The sequence below is a fragment of the Paludibaculum fermentans genome (assembly GCF_015277775.1).
Taxonomy (GTDB): Bacteria; Acidobacteriota; Terriglobia; order Bryobacterales; family Bryobacteraceae; genus Paludibaculum; species Paludibaculum fermentans.
The window spans coordinates 760,221-779,136 of sequence record NZ_CP063849.1 but is presented as its reverse complement, the minus strand read 5'-3'; the positions used below and the strand labels follow the sequence as shown (position 1 = coordinate 779,136).

The following is an 18,916-nucleotide window of genomic DNA, read 5'->3' as shown; positions in this document are numbered from 1 at the left end:
ACGACGGGTATACACTGTCTCCAGCCGGGACCGCCCGCAAAGAGCAGCCCCTGCAAGATTGCGAGGCACTACTAAAAATGAAAGCCAACAGACGGCACTTCATGCAGGCTCTCGGGACCAGCTCAGCCGGACTCGCCATAGGTACGGCAGCCCTCACCTCGGCCCCTGAAATCGCACAGGCAAAAGGCAACGACGGCCAACTGCTCCTGGTGGGCGACAATATCGCCGTCGCCAATACCCAATATGGAAAAGTTCGCGGCTACGTCCTGCGCGGCATCCATCACTTCCTCGGCATGCCTTACGGCGCCGATACCTCAGGCGCCAACCGGTTCATGCCGCCGCGCAAGCCCACCGCCTGGAGCGGCGTCTATCCCGCGCTCTTCTACGGCAATTCGGCGCCCCAGAACATGGACAACCGCTACGCCAACCAGTACGCCTCGTTCCGTGACCACTGGAACTACGGCGACGTCAGCGAGGACTGTCTCCGCATCAACGTCTTCACTCCCGGCATCAACGACGGCAAAAAGCGCCCGGTGCTCTTCTGGATCCACGGCGGCGGCTTCACCGCCGGCAACGCCATCGAACAGGACGGCTACGGTGGTGAAAACTTCGCCCGCCTGGGCAACGCGGTCGTCTGCTCCATCAACCACCGCCTGGGCCCGTTGGGCTTCTGCAACCTCGCCGGCGTGGGTGGCGAGAAGTTTGCCGCCTCCGGCAACGTCGGCATGATGGACATCGTGGCCTCGCTCGAGTGGGTCCGCGACAACATCGCCAACTTCGGCGGCGATCCGGGCAACGTCACCATCATGGGCCAGTCCGGCGGCGGAGCCAAAGTCTGCATCCTCACCGCCATGCCCTCGGCCAAGGGTCTCTTCCACAAAGCGGTCGTCCTCAGCGGAGCGTCGCGCAAATCCGGCGAGAAGGACTTCTCAGAGAAGCTGGGCGCTGCGGTCGTGAAAGAAGCCGGCCTCAGCCCCACCCAGTTGGACAAACTCCAGGCCATGCCGTGGAAAGAGTTCTACGCCTTCGCCACCAAGGCCCAGCAGGCCGTGGCCAGGGAAGCCGGCCCGGGCGGCGGCATGATGCGCGGCTTCAGTCCCGTCGTCGATGGCACGATCCTGCCGCAGCACCCCTACGATCCCATCGGCGCGCCCACCGCCGCCAATGTGCCCATGATCATCAGCTCCGTCGAGAACGAGCAGTCGCCCAGTTGGCTCGACTCTTCGCTCGAAGCCGTCACCCTGGATGAGGTGGCGGAGAAGGTCAAACTCCGGGCCGGCTTCGGTGCTGGCTTCGGCGACAAAGCGAAAGATGTGGTGGACTCTTACGCCAAGGCATTCCCCGGCAAGAAACCCGTGGAGATCTGGTCGCTCGTGAGCAGCAACCGGCAATCCGTGGTCGCCCTGGCGGATGTGAAATCCAAGCAGCCCGCGCCCGTCTTTGTCGACTGGTTCACCTGGCAGCCGCCGCTGTTCGACAGCCGCGCGCGAGCCTTCCATTGCGTCGACATCTGCTTCTGGCTCTACAACACCGACGTGATGCTCACCCACACCGGCGGGGGCCCCAGGCCCAAAGCCCTCTCGACCAAAATGGCCGGAGCGCTCCTTCAGTTCATGAAGACCGGCGATCCCAACGGCGGCGGTCTGCCTCCCTGGCCGAAGTACTCTTCCGCCAAGGGCGAAACCATGGTCCTCGACGACACCTGCAAGGTGGAAAACGACCCCGACCGGGACGCCCGGAAAGCCCTGCCCAGCCTCACCTAAAGACAAAACGGGGAGCGGCCGTCCACTATTGGACTGCCGCTCCCCGCTCATTGCCTGCGTGTTGCGACAAGCCGAGGTTTCCACTTGGCCTGACGGCTGCACGCCTCATCACTCGCAAAAACTAGTGGAGCAAGCCGCCTGCCGCCTAGTGTTTCACCTGGGCCACATTCGTCTTGTCCACCAGCATCGTGCCCGTGTCCATGAAGACCGGGAACGGCGCCTTCGGATCAGCCGCATTCGGCTTGCCGCTGCCGCTAGCGGACTGCTTCTCCAGGACGATGCCCGCAAGCGTCTTCAGGCCGTAATAGCCCATCGTGTAGGGCTTCTGCATCAGGGTCGCCGCGATCTTGCCCTTCTCAATCCAACCCAACGTGCTGGCCGCCGTGTCCATGGCAAGAATGATCTTGCCGTCCACCTTCTTGCGCTCCAGCACCTCGGCAATCTCGCTGCCGGAGAGCGATTCCAGGGAGACGAAAGCATCCACCGCAGTCTTCTTGTCGACAAGGTCAGTGGTCGTGTCGAAGGCCACGCGCGCATCGCCCTTCATGTCGATGATTTGCGTCACCTTGATCCCGGGTGAAGCGGCCAGGGCGGCGCGGTAGCCGTCCAGGCGCTCTTCGAGGTTCTTCTGGTTGGCGATTGTGTAGAAGACAACGTTGCCCTTCCCGTTCAGGAGCTTGGCCAGCAGCGCCCCGCCCATTTGTCCAGCTTGATAGTTATTAGTACCGATGAAGAAGAGCCGCTGGCTCTGCGGAGCATCAGAATCGACTGTAATGACGGGAACACCGGCGGCCACGGCGGCGTCGATCTCCGGCCGCAGTACCGTCGAATCACCCGGCGAGATCAGGATCCCCGCGGGCTTGTTAGCCATGATGCGCTTGAACTCCGCCAGTTCCGACTTGGCGTCGTAGACATCCGGACCGATGAGTTCGGCTTGGACATTCAGCTCCGTAGCCGCCTTGACCAACCCGGCGCCGGCTTCCTGCCAGTAGGGGATTTTCGGATTAGCGCAGACAAGATAGTATTTTTCGCTCGGTTGATGGTGGGGTCCGCCACCGCAGCCCGTGAGTGCAAGGACAGCCAACGCGAGGAACATGGTGTATTTCATAATGCCACTCCCACACTTCACTATATGCCCATTGCACTGCTTGGTTGAAGTGGATCCCCGCCGCTCTGGCTGCTGGGATCCCACGCGTGGCCGGCAGCCCCACACCAATTACCCCTTCAGCTTGTTCGCAACTTCCGCAACCCTGCGCCCCTGGTAGCGCGCACCATTCAACTCGCGTTCCGAAGGCTGCCGCGAACCGTCCCCGCCGGCAATGGTGGTCGCCCCATACGGCGCGCCGCCCATCACCTCCTCAACCCCCATCTGCCCCGCGTAGCCATAATCCAAGCCCACAATGATCAGTCCAAAGTGGAGCAGGTTGGCGATGATCGAGAACAAGGTCGTCTCCTGCCCGCCATGCTGCGTGGCGGAGGAACTGAAAGCCCCGCCGACCTTCCCATTCAGCGCGCCGCTCATCCACAGCTTCCCGGCCTGGTCGAGAAAGCTCGTCATCTGCGAAGCCATGCGTCCAAATCGCGTGCCCACGCCGACGACGATGGCATCGTAGTTGGCCAGTTCGTCGATCGTGGCAATCGGAGCCTTCTGGTCCAGCTTGAAGTGGTTGGCTTTGGCCACCTCCTCGGGCACCGTCTCAGGCACCCGCCGGATGTCGACCTCCGCACCAGTCTCACGGGCTCCTTCTGCTACTGCCTCAGCCATCTGCTCGATGTGGCCGTAGCTGGAATAGTAGAGAACAAGGACTTTGCTCATGCTCCATCGTATCCCTTCGCATCACTTCCGCTGGCCGGTTGCCGTACCGCCGGGTCAAATAGCGCGTGCAGGATGGAGGGCAGGGGTGCAGCCTCAAGCCGGCGATACGCAGGCCGCGGGATACTGCCCGGGGCCTTCGCCACTCCAGTCGCCAACCGAAACCCCAGGCTCGGCGACAATCGGAAGATGATTCGAGTCCTAATCAGTGCGTGCCTTCTGGGGGAGCCGGTTCGGTTTGACGGCGGCGACAAACGGGTGGAAGACGAAATTCTCGCCCGGTGGCAGGCCGAGGGGCGGCTGGTCCCCATCTGTCCCGAACTAGCGGGCGGCTTAGGTGTCCCGAGGCCGCCGGCGGAGATCCAGGGTGAGGGGGGCGGGTTGGCGGTGCTACAGGGATCGGCGCGCGTGGAGGATCCCATGGGCCGGGATATCACAGCACTCTTCGTCGAGGGAGCCCGCCGGGCTTTGGCGCTCGCCCGGGAACAAGGAGCACGGGTCGCCGTATTGACCGACCGCAGCCCCTCTTGCGGCAGCACAACCATCCACGACGGAAGGTTCGGCAGCGGCATGCGGCCGGGTCAGATGGGCGTAACCGCGGCCCTACTCCGGTCGGAAGGCCTGGCAGTCTTCCCGCAGCACGCACTGCTGGAAGCGGAGCGCGCGGTGCGGGAATTGGAAGAACGGCCCTCATGAAGTTCCATGCCGCAGTAGAGAGAGCCTGACAGCCGGGATTCGGGATTCAACTGTTCGGAGTGGATGTGCCTTTCCTCCACGACCAGGGAGACGACTCGCTCTTCAAGATCAGTCATGCGGCAGCCGCGGTATCTGGACCACGCCCCCTGTGAAACAATGTGGCATGTCCAGACAGTACCTGCCCACCACGGCCACTCCGTGGATCACCTCGGGCCTCCTCCTCACCCTGCTCCTGAATCCCGCCTTCGCTCAGGAACGCACCACCCGCGCCCAGGCGCAACCTGGAACCTCCACCTCCGAGCCGGCCACGGCCCCCATCCCGAAAGAGACCTCCTCCGTCACCCGGCACCAGCTCGACCTCGGGGGCAAGACCCTCAAATACACCGCTACCGCCGGAACCCTTCACATCCCCGGCGCGGACGAAACACCTTACGGCTCCATCTTCTTCGTCGCCTACACCCTCGACGACGCCGAACCCGCCCGCCGGCCCGTCACCTTCCTCTATAACGGCGGCCCCGGCTCCGCCTCCATCTGGCTCCACATGGGCTCCGTCGGCCCTGTCCGCGTCATCACGGCCAGCCCGGAAGCCACCGGCGCCGGACCCTACGACGTCGTCCCCAACGAATACAGCCTCCTCGACCACACCGACCTCGTCTTCATCGACGCACCCCTCAGCGGCTACTCCCGCGCCGTCGGCAAAGGCGCCGCCAAGGACTTCGCCGGAGTCGACCAGGACGTCACCGCCTTCAACAAGTTCATCAAGCGCTGGATCTCCGTCAACCATCGCTGGAACTCGCCCCACTTCCTGTTCGGCGAAAGCTACGGCACCACGCGCTCGGCCGCCCTGGTGAACTCCCTCGAAAACGACGGCGTCTCCGTCAATGGCGTCATCCTCCTCTCCAGCGTCCTCAACTACTTCAACCGCTCGCCCGGCATTCTCAACCAGTACATCGGCAACCTGCCCACTTACGCCGCCACCGCCTGGTACTTCAAGAAGGTTCCGCACAAAGGCACGGAAAAGGACTTCATCGAGGCCGCTCGCGTCTTTGCGCGCGGGGAATACGCCGAGGCTCTCGCCCAGGGACACAACCTGCCGCCCGCCCGCTTTGAGGCCGTCGCCGCCAAACTCGCCGGCTTCACCGGCCTGAGCGCCGCCTACATCAAGGACTCCAACCTTCGCATCGCGCCCACCCGCTTCCGCAAGGAATTCGCCCGGGGCGAACGCCTGATCCTCGGCCGCTACGACACCCGCTTCGAAGGCTCCGACGTCGACGCCGCCGGCGAAAACCCGGGCTACGACCCGTCCAGCACCGGCATCACCGGAGCCTACGTCACTTCCTTCCGCAACTACCTCGACCAGCAGCTCAAGTACACCTCTGACCTCGACTACCGCCCCAGCGGCAGCCCCTTCCTCGGCACCTGGGACCGCACCCACCGCGCACCCGGCGCAGGCGGCGGACCCGTGGGCCCCAACGCGGCCATGCGCGACGCCTACGTCGCCGGCGACCTCGCCGACGCCATGCGTAAGAACCCTTACCTGAAGGTCTTATCCGCCAATGGCCTGTTCGATCTCGCGACCCCGTTCTTCCAGACCGAACTCGACCTCGCCCAGATGGATCTCGAGAAGAAACTCGTCCCCAACGTCGAGTTCAGCTACTATCCCGCCGGCCACATGATCTACCTGAATGTCGACGCGCTCAAGCAGTTCAAGAGCGACCTCGCCTCCTGGTACCAACGCACCCTCAGCCGCGGCAAGTAATCCGCCGTCCATCCAGTGCCGGCAGCGCGCTCCGCTGTCCGGCACTGGGATCCCAACCCCTGGCAACTGCTCCATGCAAGGCCGCCGGCATGAGGGATACAGTTCACTTGGCCTTACCAGGGCCGATCTCCACTCCAGCGCCGGCCACCACCATCCCGATCCGCAACAAAAACCCCAACCTCGCCGTCTGCCCCCCCAGCATTTCCCCCAGCCCTGCTGGGGGCCCAACCAAAGCGCAACCGTGCGCACGGACAACTTACCCGTCCCCCCCTACTCCCGCCCATCCAGCGCGAACGCCACCAGCCCGTCCCCCGTCACCGGATTATTGAAGAACCCTCCGCCGGTCGCGGCGATCACCACATACTGCCGCCCGTCCCGGCCCTCATACGTCATCGGCGTAGCCTCGGCTGCCCCCGGCAGCTTCACCGTCCACACTTCCTTCCCGGTCTTCGCATCGAACGCGCGAAACCGGGCATCATCCGTAGCCCCCACAAACACCACGCCGCCCGCCGTCACAATCGTGCCCCCATTCCCCGGCCGGCCCGTCTCGCGCTTCCCTTCAGGCAGGCTGTCCGTCACACCCAGCGGGACCTTCCAGGCAATCCGCCCGGTATTCACGTCCACCGCCGCCAGTTCGCCCCACGGCGGCTGCTGGCACGGCAGTTGTTGCAAACCCGGACCCTTCACGCTGAAACGGCCACCTCCCGGGAACCCCTCATACGGCCCATCCGGATCCACCCGGTTGCCCTGCCCGTTCGCCATCGCCGGACCGCTCTTCCCATCGTGGTCGCGCAGCCCGGATACCTGCCCCACTTCATTGAGATTCGCGAACAGGTAACCCAACTCGGGACTAAAGGAGACTCCGCCCCAATTCACTCCGCCATGGTTTCCTGGGAACTGCACGCGCAGCCGGTTGTACGTCGCAGGCAGATAAGGCCCGCCCACCGCCATGCCTTCCAGCATCGCCCGGCACGCCTTCTCCAACTCCGGAGTCACCGTCGCCACTTCGTCCTTGCGAAAGGTCATCCGCACCAGCGGCGGCGGCTTCAGCGGAAAAGGCTGCGTCTTCGATACGCGCTCCAACGGCACTTCGCTCGGCGGCACCGGCCTCTCTTCCACCCCATAAATCGGTTTGCCCGTGACGCGGTTCAGCAGGAACACCATCCCGCTCTTATTCATCGCCACCACGGCCGGAATCGTCTTGCCGCCGTGTTTCACCTCGATCAAAGCCGGAGCCGCGGTCATGTCCGCATCCCAGATGTCGTGATGGACCACCTGGAAGTGCCACAGGTACTTTCCGGTGTTGGCATCGGCCGCCACCAGGCTGGTGCCGAACAGGTTGTCGCCCGCCCGGTCGCCCCCATACTGGTCCACCGAGGGCGCGCCAAACGGCATGTACACAATGCCGCGCTGCGCATCCACCGTCAGGAACCCCCACACGTTCACCCCCGACCGGTTCTTCCAACTGTCGCCGGCCCACGTGTCGTTGTACTTCTCCCCCGCCTGCGGGATCGAGTGGAACGTCCAAACCAGCTTGCCCGTCCGCAGATCCCAGGCGCGCACATCGCCCGCCGGGCCGTGCGGCGGATTCTCCTGCGTCGTCCCGCCCGTGATCACCAGATTCTTGTAGACAATCGGCGGTGACGTCAGCCCATTGCGGCCCGGCAGCCCGTGCATGATCTCCGCCGTATTCAGGTTCACCACGCCGTTATCCCCAAAAGCCGGATTGGGCTTGCCCGTCTTCGCATCCACCGAGAACAGCTTCCCGTCGCTGGAACCAAACACGACCTGTGCCGGCGTCCGCCCCTCGCCGCCCCAGTACTCCAGGCCGCGCGTCGACGGGTTGCCCGCCGGCAGCGCATACGACCACAGCTCCTGGCCGTTCACCGGATCCACCGCCGCCACTCGCCCGTAAGGCGTGGCGACATACATAATGCCGTGGATCACCAGCGGCGTCACCTCGCTCGGCCGGAAGCCGGAGCCGAACTGGACCCGGGCAGGCCGCCCACCAGGCTCCGGCTCATCCCCCACCGGGCCAGCCGGATTCCGCCGGGCGGGCGGCGTAGCGCTTCCGGTGAAACCCTCCGGCTTCATGTGGTAAATCCAGGCGATCTTCAGCCGGCCCGCATTCTCCGCCGTAATCTGCGTCAGCGGCGAAAATCGCATCGCGCCGGGATCATGGCCATACGTACGCCACTCCTTCTCCGGATCCACGGCCGCGCCATCCGAAGGCAGTCGGCCCACTGCGCGTCCCTCTCGCACCGGAGGCCGCGCAGCCGCCGTCCCAGCCACCGCGGCGTCCGTTGCCGCCACTTCCGAAACGCCCGCCGTCGGGCCACCTGGCGCGGCTCCATAGAACTTAACCAGGTACCCCAGCACCGCGGTAAGCTCTTCGTCGCTACCCTGCGCCCCCAGGTTGACCATCTTCGAGAGCGTCTCTTTCCACGCCGGCCGGCCCTGCCGCAGCGAAACTGCCTGCTCCAGCGAATGGCACTTCCCGCACAACTTCACCGTCTCGGCCTGCCCCGCCCCGGCCGGTAGTTCCGCCGCCGGAGCCAACCCCGCCAACACCCAAACCATCGCCATCACACGGATCGCCGCCTGGATCGGCGGAAAACGGAGAGAGAATCGGAGCAGTGAGCGTCGCGGCATGGTGGTGGAGACACGATTCTATCGAGTCCCGCTAAAAACTTCACCGCCGGGTCAGGTTGCCGTGCCGCTTCCGCCGCCCACCCCCTAACCCGTCGCGCCTCCAGTCAAACTCCAGGAATCAGAGGTGCCACCAACGGCATCTTTTGCAGTAAGCGGGAACGATCGGAGGCGCCTGCCTCGTTCCTCCGCCGCGCACATCGCAAAGGGGCATTTCATGGGAACACTGGTATCGGTCAATGTCGGGCTTCCGCGTGACATCGAGTGGAAAGAGCAAACGGTCCGCACCGCCATCTGGAAGCAGCCGGTACAGGGCAGGATCGCGGTCGGCCGCCTGAATCTGGCAGGCGATGGGCAAGGCGATCTCGCGGGGCATGGGGGCGAACACCGCGCCGTCATGGTCTATCAATTGGACTCTTACCGTTACTGGGAAGCCCACCTCGGCCGCCATGCTTTCCCCTACGGCCAATTTGGAGAGAACTTCACAATCTCCGGCTTGCCCGATCACGAGGTCTGCATCGGCGATCAGTACCGCATCGGCAGCGCGCTGTTCGAGGTCACCCAACCCCGCGTCACCTGCTATCGCGTGGGCATCCGATTGGAGGAACCGGCAATGGCGGCTCTACTCGTCTCCCATCACCGGCCCGGCTTCTACTTTCGCGTCCTGAGGGAAGGCGACGTGGGCGCCGGCGATGAAATCGTGAAGGTGGCGGACGGCCCGGAACGCATGACGGTGGCCGAACTGGACGCGCTGCTCTACCTGCCCAACCCCTCGCGAGACCAACTCGAACGCGCATTGCGCATCCCCGCGCTCAGTGCCGGCTGGAAGGGCTCCTTCCAGGCTCTCCTCCAACCGAACAGTTCGCAGGGCGGCAATCCAGGTCTCAAGGCGTCAGCCGGCCCCCCGCCGGCGTGGCCCGGCTTTCGACCCATGCGCGTCGTCCGTCTGGATCGCGAGACCGCGAATGTCGTCTCGATCGCCCTCCAGCCTCCGGACGGGACATCCTTGCCCCCAGCCCTGCCCGGCCAGTACCTCGTGCTGCGCCTGCGCACCACGACCGGCGGCGCGTTGCTGCTTCGAAATTACTCGATGTCGGGCACACCGGGCGGCGGCGCATACCGCATCAGCGTCAAACGCGAAGCCCACGGCGTCGTCAGCTCCTATCTTCACGAGCACCTGCGCGCCGGCGACCTCCTGGAAGTGAGTGCCCCTCGCGGTGGCTTTACTCTGGCCTCGGGCGGCGGACCCGTCGTCTTCCTGAGCGCCGGCATCGGCGCGACGCCCGTTCTCGCGATGCTCCACTCGTTGTCGTCACAAGCGTCCGGCCGCGAAGTGTGGTGGATCTACGGAGCCCGCAACGCGGCCGAGCATCCCTTTGCGAAGGAGTCGCGTGAACTCCTGCACACGCTCGGGAACGCCCGAACGCATGTTGTCTACAGCCGGCCGGGTTCGGAAGACAAGCCGGGTTCGGATTACGACTCCGTCGGACACGTGGACACGCAACTGCTCAATTCCCTGGGCGTTCCTCGCGAGGCCGATTTCTACTTGTGCGGCCCGCCGGTATTCATGAACCAACTGACACAGGGCCTGCAAACATGGGCTGTGGACCCCGCCCGAGTTCATACGGAGTCCTTTGGTCCCGAACAATCCATCACGCCGGGCATCGCGCCATCGCCCCAGTTGCCGCCCCTCCCTCCTGAGGGAAAACCAGGCACCGGCCCGTCCATCTCGTTTGTCCGCAGCGGCCTGACTGTTCCCTGGGACTCGCGGTTCTCCAGCCTGCTGGAACTGGCCGAAGCTTGCAGCGTGCCCGTCCAGTGGTCCTGCCGCACAGGGGTTTGCCACACGTGCGAATGCCCGCTGATCGGAGGCAGTGTCCAGTATCAACCGGATCCGTTGCAGCCCCCAGCGCCTGGCGACGTTCTTATCTGTTGTTCAACACCGTTGGCCAACATTGAAATCGACCTTTGATCGCCTCTCGAGCGCCGCTGCTCCTCAGCACGAGGCACCCCTCCCACCCAGGCCCCGTAGCCGCGCTACAGACCCGTGCGGGAGACATGCAGCCTTTTCATGAGGGCGTTGAGGGTCGTGCGGGGGATGCGCAGCCGGCGGGCAGCCACACTGATGACACCGCCGCTCTCCCGCAGGATGCGGACAATGTGGTCGCGTTCCACGTCTTCCAGGGCGGAGCCGGTCTGAAGCGGCGTCGTGGCGCGCAGTTCGGCCAGGGGTGCGCGCAGACTGGTGCCGCGGGACAGGATGACGGACTTCTCGATAAAGTTCTCGAGTTCCCGAATGTTGCCGGGCCACGGCCAATCGACCATGGCCGCCAGGGTCGCCGAAGAAATGAGATCGATCCGGCGGCCCATTCTTTCCGCGTACTTCTTCGTGAAATGGCGCGCGAGCAGAGGGATGTCTTCCGGCCTCTCACGAAGCGCCGGCAGCGTCACCGGGAACACCTTCAGGCGGTAATAAAGGTCGCTGCGGAAGAGCTTATCGCCCACCATCTGGGTAAGGTTCTGGTTCGTGGCGGCGACAAGTCGAATATCAATGGGAGTCGTACGCGTGCTCCCAAGACGCTCAAAACACTTCTCCTGCAGCGCGCGCAGCAGCTTGGGCTGCAGTTCGAGAGGAATGTCCCCGACCTCGTCGAGAAACAACGTCCCCCGGTGCGCCATCTCAAAGCGGCCGATCTTCTGCTGCAGGGCGCCCGTAAAGGCGCCCTTCTCATAGCCGAACAGTTCACTTTCCAGCAGGCCGGTCGGAATGGCGGCGCAGTTCACGCTGACGAAAGGGAAATTGCGGCGGGGACTCAGCCGGTGCAGCGCGAGCGCGATCATCTCCTTGCCGGTGCCGGTTTCCCCCAGCACCAGCACAGTCGCATCCGTGGGTGCGACGAGCTCGACCTGGGCGAGAACTCTCTTCAGGACGCGGCTGGACCCCACAATCTCCGGGAAGTTGTGTTGCGGCTTCTCGACCAGGGAATCCAGCGAAACCTGCGCGCCGGGTTCCGACCGCAGATCCGTCACGAAGCTGATCCAGCGGAACGGAGACAGCTTGAGAACCGCCGTAGCCACACGCACGCTCACGCGAGTGCCGTCCTTGCGGAGCAGCTCCTTCTCAAACGGACTGGAGGCGCCAAAGCGCAAACCCTCTTCGTGGGCGAACTCGTCGGCGGCGGCGTACTCCTTCGGCGTCAGGGAGGCCCAAACGATGCGCCCGGCCAGGAGATCTTCGCGCGTATAGCCGAGCATCTCGAGCAGCGGGTCATTCATCTCGGCAATCCGTTCGAACTCGCCGGAGGCGACGCCCGCAATGGTGGACTGGTCGGCCTCGGTCCGAAGCTCGGCGCGCCGGATATCGAGTGCCTCATCGCGCTCATGCCGGTCAGTGAAGTCACGCACCACGCGGGCATAACCCTGAAGGATACCCGCTTCGTCACGGAGTGCCATGGTGACGGAGTTCGCCCAGAATTGGGAGCCGTCCTTTCGGCAGTGCCAGGCTTCACTGGCAGCGTGGCCTTCCCGGGCCGCGCGCAGCAGTTTGCGCTCCATTCGGACGAGCTGCCTGTCGTCGGCCGGATAGAAGAACGCAAGGCCGGCTCCAAGGACTTCCTCTGACCTGTAGCCGTACATCCGCTCTGCGCCGCCGTACCAGGCAACGATGTGGCCATCGGCGTCGAGAAGGCACAGGGCGTAGTCCTGCACCCAGTTGGGCATCTCCTCGGCGCTGGCAGCTCCTCCGGATGACGGGAGCTTGTCTTTCAGCAGCAGCAGATGACGGACCGGGAGTACGTTGCCGCGGGCGCGGTATTCAACATCGTATGAGCTTCCGTCCGGGCGCAGCAGTTGCAGGGTGCCCACCTGGTCGCCATCCTTGAGGAACTGCTGCCAGCGCTCCTGCAGGAGTGAGGAGACCGAGGGCGCCAGGAAGTCGTCGAGACGGCGGCCAATGATGTTTTCCCGCTGCAGCCCGAAAAGCTTGCCCGCGCCCACACTGGCTTCCTGATAATTGCGATCATCATCGGCAATCAGGATGGGCGAAGACGGGTGGAAGACGACGGCACGGAAGAGCGACTGGAGTTCTCTCAGGCCGTTTTCGACGAGCCAGGGAGACAGGACAGCCTGCGGCTCGGGCCGGGACTGCAGGGATCCGGCAGGTTCTATGTGTAGATGGGGCTTCATTTCTTCCGGTTTCGCGTTGTGCTGTGGCTGCTGCAAACAGATAGGTTTTGCAATTGATGCGCCAACTCCCAGGCGGCGCCATTGCAAAGCTTTCCCCCAAGGAATTGCGGCCACAACGGAGCAAGCCCAGGTGACCTCCCATCGCCAGGTTGACCACAGGTGGTCAGGCCGACCGCCCGTGGTCAAAAAGACCAGGGATGGTCAGGCGCCGGAACGGCACGCCCGTTCAACGTAGCCGGAGGCGGATCACCAACTGGGGCGCGCGCGGCGCCCAGCCCGTTCAGGAGCGCCTGTTCCGGTGCGCAAGGCGCCAAAGTTGGCCCATTCGACAGAGCAGCCACCCTCCGCCCGCCATGATACCGTGGACGCTATCAATGGAGACATCTTTCTCTTTTATCTTCCGCGCCCTGCTGGTTCTCAGCCTGTGCACGCTCGGCTCCGCGGCCGCAACCTGCGATCGCCCCTGTCTCGCCAAGGCACTCGACCAATACCTGACCGCAATCGTGAAGCACGACCCGGCCGCCGCCCCCCTCGCGCCCGGCTTCCGCTACACCGAGAACGCCGCCGTCACCAGACCGGGCACAGGCATCTGGAGCACCGCCTCCGCGCTCGGCCAGGTCCAGCGCCGCTACCTGGACCCCGTCACCGGCCAGGCAGCTTACTTTGGCCAGATCGAGGAAAGCGGCCTCACCAATCTCGCCACCCTGCGCATCCGCGTCGTGGATGGACAGATCACGGAAGGAGAATCCATCGTGGCTCGCAAATCGGACGGCATCTTCGATGGCAAGGGCTTCGCAATCGAGCCGCCGCCGCAGGCCCGGCCCTCCGGCGCGGCCGCCTCCTCGCGCCAGGCCATGGTCGCCGCCGCGCAAAGTTACCTGGATGGCGTGCAGCACCACGACGGCTCCCGCGTGCTCGCCGTCAAAGGCTGCCCACGCATTGAAAATGGCGTCCTCACCGCGTCCGCCCCCGGCTCCAATCGCCCGCCGCGCGCAGCCATCCCTGGAATCGTCGTCCTGGCCGACTGCACTACCCTGGAAGGCTTCGGCAAAACCATCGCCGCCGTCGACCACCGCCGCTTCCCGGTCATCGACGAAGAGGCCGGCGTCGTGCTGGCCTTTGCCGTCTTCAACCGGCCGCCCGGCGCCACCCGCGGCGACGGTACGCCCTACCCACGGAACCTGCTCAGCGAGTTGTTCGTAGTGAGGAACAATCGCATCCAAAGCATCTACGCCATCATGCACTACATGCAGCCCGACATCGCCAACGCCCCGGGCTGGTAGCCCCTCCTCGACGCCCAGCCATTCTCGCTCCCAATCGAATCGCACGGCTCGTGATTTGGCTCTCGATACTCCGGCGCCCCGTCACCCGAGCCTGTGCCGGCCCCACGGACGCCGGCTCGACACTGCCGTGGGCCGCGACCACTTCTCACCCTTTGGATTCGCTCCGGCGCGGGCCTTCCACCTTGAATCAGGCGACTCGCTTCGGTGCGGCTTCGAAATGGCACTTGCGGTTCCATTCCTGTACCGGCGGCGGTGCCAATGCGGCTGCGCTACTTCTGTCATGGGCTGCAACACCTGGCGGAGGACTGCACCCCGGTCCAGTCGGCGGGATCATCTGAAGTTACACTTGTGACCCGCCACGCAAAGAACAAACCCCTTTCGGACTCCGTCATCCTAAATATGCGACGACGATTTCTCTTGATCCTCCCCCTCTGCGCGGAGCTGTTTGCGCAGACACCACCGGTGCGCCAGTTCCTGCTGCAGATTGAACCGGTGCGCGCGGACTTTGCGCTCAGCAATGTGACCGCCGAAGAGATGCCTGTTCTCCAGGCCCACGCTGCCTACCTCCGGGAGTTGCTGGCCTCCGGCAAACTGGTCTCGGCCGGGCAAGCCTTCCAGCCCAAGCGGCTCTTCGGCCTCATTGTGGTGGAAGCCCCGGACGCCGCCGCGGCCCAGCAGATTCTCGATGCCGACCCGGCTGTCAAGAACAAGGTCTTCCGTGGCGAGGTGATCCCCTACCGCACGGTGGTCCAACGCCAGCCCGCCGCGCCAACGGCCAACTGATTCGGCGACTGGGACGTCCCAGCAAAAGGGACGTCCTCCGCCTGCCTTGGTCCCTCGCATTGCCAACCGAATTCTCGCACGGCCCCCGATTGAACGCGCCCGCATTGCCGGAAGCGCGCTTCGCTCGTCCCTTCAGTCCGTGGATCACGGCGCGTAGCATTGAGCAGGTGCAGCCGGCATAAGCGGGAACGGAGCAAATCGGAGACAACGGATTGCCGCAATGCCCACCGGCGAGGGATAGCAACCCTTGTCCAGCCACGATTCCGTTGGCCGGTTTTCAGGTGTCCCCCGAGGGGAATGCCACGTGGGAGTGCGCTAAGCGCTCCAGGCGGCGTGAGGAAGCCGCATCAGACGACGCCCCAGCCGGTTTCGAGTACCCACTCTGGTGGGATGGGCTGCTAGAATCATTTCGAAATCACCCTCTGTTTTCGAGAATGAATCGGTATTTGGAGTCGGTACCCAATGTCTGACCTTGCGCGGCAGCTCATCGCAAAGAACAAACAATCCAGGGCCACTTTTCTCGATCTGGGCAATTGCGGGCTCTCCGAGGTCCCTGCGGAGATTGCCGACCTGGTCTGGCTGGAATCCGTGTCGTTCGCGAGCGAATGGTTGGATGTCGATGGTCGGAGGTGGGACTGGCGGCATACCGAGAACGGCGGCGCCAAGAATGAACTATTGATCGAGATTGGACCTCTCGCTCGATTGACTGCCCTGCGGTCGTTATTTGTCTCCGAGACGCAGGTGAGCGACCTTGGGGCGCTGTCTGGGCTGACTGGCCTGCAGGCGCTGTACATCTCAAATTCCCAAGTGAGAGACCTTGGGGCGCTGTCCGGGCTGACTGGCTTGCAGACGCTGGATATCTCAAACACGCAAGTGAGCGATCTTGGGGCGCTGTCTGGCCTGACTGGCCTGCAGGAGCTGTATGTCTCAAATACCCAAGTGAGCGACCTTGGGGCGCTGTCTGGGCTGACTGGCCTGCAGACGCTGAATGTCTCTAATACGCGAGTGAGAGATCTTGGGGCACTGGCTGGGCTGACTGGCCTGCAGACACTGTATGCCTCAATTACGCAAGTGAGCGACCTTGGGGCGCTGTCTGGCCTGACTGGCCTGCAGACGCTGTATGTCTCAAATACCCAAGTGAGCGACCTGAGGGGCGCTGTCTGGGGCTGACTGGGCCTGCAGACGCTGTATGTCTCAAAATACACGCAAGTGAGCGACCTTGGGGCGCTGGCTGGGCTGACTGGCCTTCAGACGCTGAATGTCTCTGGGACGCAAGTGAGCGACCTTGGGCCGCTGTCTGGGCTGACTGGCCTTCAGACGCTGAATGTCTCAGGTACGCAAGTGAGCGACCTTGGGCCGCTGGCTGGGCTGACTGGCCTTCAGACGCTGCGTGTCTCCGGGACGCAATTAAGCGACCTTGGGCCGCTGTCTGGGCTGACTGGCCTTCAGACTCTGAATGTCTCAAATACGCAAGTGAGCGACCTTAGGGCGCTGTCTGAGCTGACGGCCCTCCGAACACTCGATCTCGTGGCCTCGCAGGTTGCAGACCTCTCTCCCCTCGTTCCGCTCATTCGGCGAGACTGCCCTGTCCAGTGGAGTTCAGAATCCTGGCGCGAAGGCGGCATCTACCTCGAGGGCTGCCCGCTTACGAGTCCGCCGCCGGTAATCGTGAAGCAGGGGAAAGACGCGGTCCTGAACTACTTTCACGAGCGCGCGCAAGGTGAGGTCGACCACCTGTATGAGGCTAAGGTGCTGATCCTCGGAGAGGGTGGCGCGGGGAAGACCAGCCTGCTCCGCCGTTTGTACCAACCCGGCCTGTCGCTGCCCACGGAGCAGGAGACCACCCGAGGGATCGCCATCCACCGGCATGAATTCGATCTGCCCAATGGACGGCGCTTCCGCCTGAATGTGTGGGACTTCGGCGGCCAGGAGATCTACCACGCCACGCACCAGTTCTTCCTCACGCGCCGCTCGCTGTACCTGCTGGTGGACGACACTCGCAAGGACCAGAAGTCAGTATCGGACCCGGGGTTCAAGTACTGGCTGGAGTTGATCGACGTCTTTGGAGAGCATAGCCCGGTGCTCATCTTCCAAAACGAGAAGGGCGGCCGGAGCAAGGCGATCGACATGGCGGGCATCGCCGGCCGCTACGACAACGTGAAGCAGCGCTATGCCGGCAATCTGGAACTGAGCGGTTCCGCCACCTCGTTGCGCGAGGGCATTGAGTTCTTCGCCAGCCACCTCGACCACATTGGCGAGGAGTTGCCCGCCCGCTGGATCCAGGTGCGGGCCGATGTCGAAGCCCGCGCCAGGCAAGTGCCCTACATTCCGGAGAGCGAATTCTTCGAAATCTACGGCAGGCATCTGGAACTCGACAGGACCAAAGCGCGGCACCTGAGTCGCTATCTGCATGATCTGGGCGTGTTCCTGCATTTTCAGGACGACCGGCTGCTCACCCGCACGGTAATCCTCCAAAATGAATGGGCGACGGAGGCGGTCTTCCGGATTCTCGACGACGAGACCGTGAAAGCGAAGCGAGGCCGATTCGACGACGGCGATTGCGAGCGCCTGTGGAGGGACTCGGTGTACGCGGAGATGCACCCCGAGTTGTTGGCGCTGATGCAGCGCTTTGAGCTTTGCTACGAACTGCGAGACAGCCAGCCGCCGACCTGGCTGGCTCCCCAACTGCTACCGCCTTCGAAGCCGGAAGGCTTGGCGGAGTGGGGCCAGCCGGAGGATCTGGTATTGCGCTACTGCTACGCATTCCTCCCCAAAGGCATCATCAGCCGCATGACCGTCCGTTTGCACCGTTTTGTGCACGATCCGGAACTGGCGTGGGTGACGGGCGTGTTGTTCCAAAGGGACGGCACGTCGGTGCTGGTGGAGTTGCTACCGAACGGAAACGAAATCGAGCTGCGCGCCCGTGGTCCGGAGCAGAAGGCCCTTCTCAGCGTGATTGCCGCCGACCTGGATGCCGTCAACGCATCGTTCCAGGGGCTCCGCGACAAGGTCGAGAAGCTGATCCCCTGTAACTGTTCGCTCTGCCGGGCGGAGGCAGTCCCCGGATTCTTCAAGGAGAAGGATCTGCTGCGGCGCAAGGAGCACCACCGCCTGACAGTGGAATGTCCGCTCAGTTACTCGGAAGTAAATGTCCTCGGGCTATTGGATGGTATCGCCACGGACGACTTACCGCGCTGGGCCCAGCCGGCTCCTGCGAGGGATCGCACGATTCGGATCTTTCTCGCCTCTTCGATGGAGTTGAAGCAAGACCGGGACGATTTCGAACTTTACTTTCGCCAGCGGACCGACGACCTCCGCAAGGAAGGACTCTATCTCCAGATTGACCGCTGGGAGAACTTCCTGGATGCCATGTCCGGGACGCGGCTCCAGGATGAATACAACAAGAAGGTTCGGGCGTGTGATATTTTCGTCGGCCTGTTCTTCACGAAGACGGGCAAGTTCACCGAGGAGGAATTCGACGTAGCATACGGGCAGTTTATGAGAAGCGGCCGGCCCAGCATCTTTACCTACTTCAAGAATGCGGACATCAAAACCGGTAGCGCGCGAAAGGAAGATCTCCTCTCGCTTTGGGCCTTTCAGGAGAAGCTCAAGGGGTTGGGACATTTCCCCACCAGTTACGACAACGCCGAGCACCTGAAGCGTCAGTTCCGCGACCAGCTCGACAGGCTGAGGGAAGATTTGGATTGGTAACAGGCGATCCGCCGCCAGTTCCAACGCAATAGGTCAGAATCCGCACTTCGATTGGAGTTTCCCACCCCCAAGGGAGGCAGTTTGCCTCTAGTCGTCGATCCTTCTCGGTACCATCGCCAGCCGCCACGCCCGAATCGATCGTGTCAGCCCGATCCTGCGCCATATCCCTTAAATAGTACTAAACCGTCTGCAATCAGGAGGAAGAAAACCCCGCTGGAATGGGTGCCTGTGTCCCTGTCCGTCTAGGGCCCGCCCCGCCTTCACGAAGCCACCC

General features: G+C 63.7%; 12 protein-coding genes. 8 read left to right on the top strand and 4 right to left on the bottom strand.

The window, feature by feature from the left end:
* Positions 1 to 77: 77 nt before the first annotated feature.
* Positions 78 to 1,763 carry a carboxylesterase/lipase family protein gene (locus IRI77_RS03140; RefSeq protein ID WP_194450635.1) on the top strand — a complete coding sequence of 562 codons (1,686 nt, stop codon included), beginning with the start codon at positions 78 to 80 and terminating at the stop codon, positions 1,761 to 1,763.
* Positions 1,764 to 1,908: 145 nt separating this feature from the next.
* On the opposite strand, the gene IRI77_RS03135 is transcribed toward IRI77_RS03140, so the two are convergent.
* Positions 1,909 to 2,871 carry a substrate-binding domain-containing protein gene (locus tag IRI77_RS03135; protein ID WP_194450634.1) on the bottom strand — a complete coding sequence of 321 codons (963 nt, stop codon included), beginning with the start codon at positions 2,869 to 2,871 and terminating at the stop codon, positions 1,909 to 1,911.
* A gap of 108 nt (positions 2,872 to 2,979) precedes the next feature.
* Complete coding sequence (gene wrbA, locus IRI77_RS03130; RefSeq protein WP_194450633.1) at positions 2,980 to 3,579, bottom strand: NAD(P)H:quinone oxidoreductase; 600 nt, start codon at positions 3,577 to 3,579, stop codon at positions 2,980 to 2,982.
* A 186-nt stretch (positions 3,580 to 3,765) separates the two neighbouring features.
* On the opposite strand from wrbA, the gene IRI77_RS03125 reads away from it, so the two are divergent.
* The gene (locus IRI77_RS03125; RefSeq protein WP_194450632.1) at positions 3,766 to 4,272 is read left to right on the top strand and encodes a DUF523 domain-containing protein; all 507 of its coding nucleotides are present in this window, start codon (positions 3,766 to 3,768) and stop codon (positions 4,270 to 4,272) included.
* A gap of 163 nt (positions 4,273 to 4,435) precedes the next feature.
* Positions 4,436 to 6,031: a S10 family peptidase gene (locus tag IRI77_RS03120; protein WP_194450631.1), complete on the top strand. Its 1,596-nt coding sequence runs from the start codon at positions 4,436 to 4,438 to the stop codon at positions 6,029 to 6,031.
* A 270-nt stretch (positions 6,032 to 6,301) separates the two neighbouring features.
* On the opposite strand, the gene IRI77_RS03115 is transcribed toward IRI77_RS03120, so the two are convergent.
* A complete protein-coding gene (locus tag IRI77_RS03115) occupies positions 6,302 to 8,683 on the bottom strand; it encodes a pyrroloquinoline quinone-dependent dehydrogenase (protein WP_228486570.1) in 2,382 nt (793 codons plus the stop codon).
* A gap of 214 nt (positions 8,684 to 8,897) precedes the next feature.
* Between IRI77_RS03115 and IRI77_RS03110 the strand changes: the two genes are divergently transcribed.
* A complete protein-coding gene (locus IRI77_RS03110) occupies positions 8,898 to 10,652 on the top strand; it encodes an MOSC and FAD-binding oxidoreductase domain-containing protein (protein ID WP_194450630.1) in 1,755 nt (584 codons plus the stop codon).
* Positions 10,653 to 10,717: 65 nt separating this feature from the next.
* Here IRI77_RS03110 and IRI77_RS03105 read toward each other — a convergent pair whose 3' ends face one another.
* The gene (locus tag IRI77_RS03105; RefSeq protein WP_194450629.1) at positions 10,718 to 12,865 is read right to left on the bottom strand and encodes a sigma 54-interacting transcriptional regulator; all 2,148 of its coding nucleotides are present in this window, start codon (positions 12,863 to 12,865) and stop codon (positions 10,718 to 10,720) included.
* 374 nt (positions 12,866 to 13,239) lie between these two features.
* Between IRI77_RS03105 and IRI77_RS03100 the strand changes: the two genes are divergently transcribed.
* The 4 genes from IRI77_RS03100 (at position 13,240) to IRI77_RS03085 (ending at position 18,642) form a co-directional block, all read left to right on the top strand.
* Positions 13,240 to 14,148, top strand: coding sequence for a hypothetical protein (locus tag IRI77_RS03100; RefSeq protein ID WP_194450628.1), 909 nt, complete (start codon positions 13,240 to 13,242; stop codon positions 14,146 to 14,148).
* Between the two features lie 417 nt (positions 14,149 to 14,565).
* Positions 14,566 to 14,931 carry a YciI family protein gene (locus IRI77_RS03095; protein WP_194450627.1) on the top strand — a complete coding sequence of 122 codons (366 nt, stop codon included), beginning with the start codon at positions 14,566 to 14,568 and terminating at the stop codon, positions 14,929 to 14,931.
* A 462-nt stretch (positions 14,932 to 15,393) separates the two neighbouring features.
* Positions 15,394 to 16,101 carry a leucine-rich repeat domain-containing protein gene (locus IRI77_RS03090; protein WP_194450626.1) on the top strand — a complete coding sequence of 236 codons (708 nt, stop codon included), beginning with the start codon at positions 15,394 to 15,396 and terminating at the stop codon, positions 16,099 to 16,101.
* Between the two features lie 39 nt (positions 16,102 to 16,140).
* Entirely contained in the window at positions 16,141 to 18,642 is a 2,502-nt protein-coding gene (locus IRI77_RS03085) for a COR domain-containing protein (RefSeq protein WP_194450625.1), read from the top strand.
* Positions 18,643 to 18,916 lie beyond the last annotated feature (274 nt).

Bases quoted from the DNA above. Each gene is read 5' to 3' on its own strand.
- IRI77_RS03120 (WP_194450631.1), top strand. From the start codon at position 4,436: ATGTCCAGACAGTACCTGCCCACCACGGCCACTCCGTGGATCACCTCG.
- IRI77_RS03100 (WP_194450628.1), top strand. From the start codon at position 13,240: ATGGAGACATCTTTCTCTTTTATCTTCCGCGCCCTGCTGGTTCTCAGC.
- IRI77_RS03125 (WP_194450632.1), top strand. From the start codon at position 3,766: ATGATTCGAGTCCTAATCAGTGCGTGCCTTCTGGGGGAGCCGGTTCGG.
- IRI77_RS03140 (WP_194450635.1), top strand. From the start codon at position 78: ATGAAAGCCAACAGACGGCACTTCATGCAGGCTCTCGGGACCAGCTCA.
- IRI77_RS03115 (WP_228486570.1), bottom strand. From the start codon at position 8,683: ATGCCGCGACGCTCACTGCTCCGATTCTCTCTCCGTTTTCCGCCGATC.
- IRI77_RS03135 (WP_194450634.1), bottom strand. From the start codon at position 2,871: ATGAAATACACCATGTTCCTCGCGTTGGCTGTCCTTGCACTCACGGGC.
- wrbA (WP_194450633.1), bottom strand. From the start codon at position 3,579: ATGAGCAAAGTCCTTGTTCTCTACTATTCCAGCTACGGCCACATCGAG.
- IRI77_RS03105 (WP_194450629.1), bottom strand. From the start codon at position 12,865: ATGAAGCCCCATCTACACATAGAACCTGCCGGATCCCTGCAGTCCCGG.
- IRI77_RS03090 (WP_194450626.1), top strand. From the start codon at position 15,394: ATGTCTGACCTTGCGCGGCAGCTCATCGCAAAGAACAAACAATCCAGG.
- IRI77_RS03110 (WP_194450630.1), top strand. From the start codon at position 8,898: ATGGGAACACTGGTATCGGTCAATGTCGGGCTTCCGCGTGACATCGAG.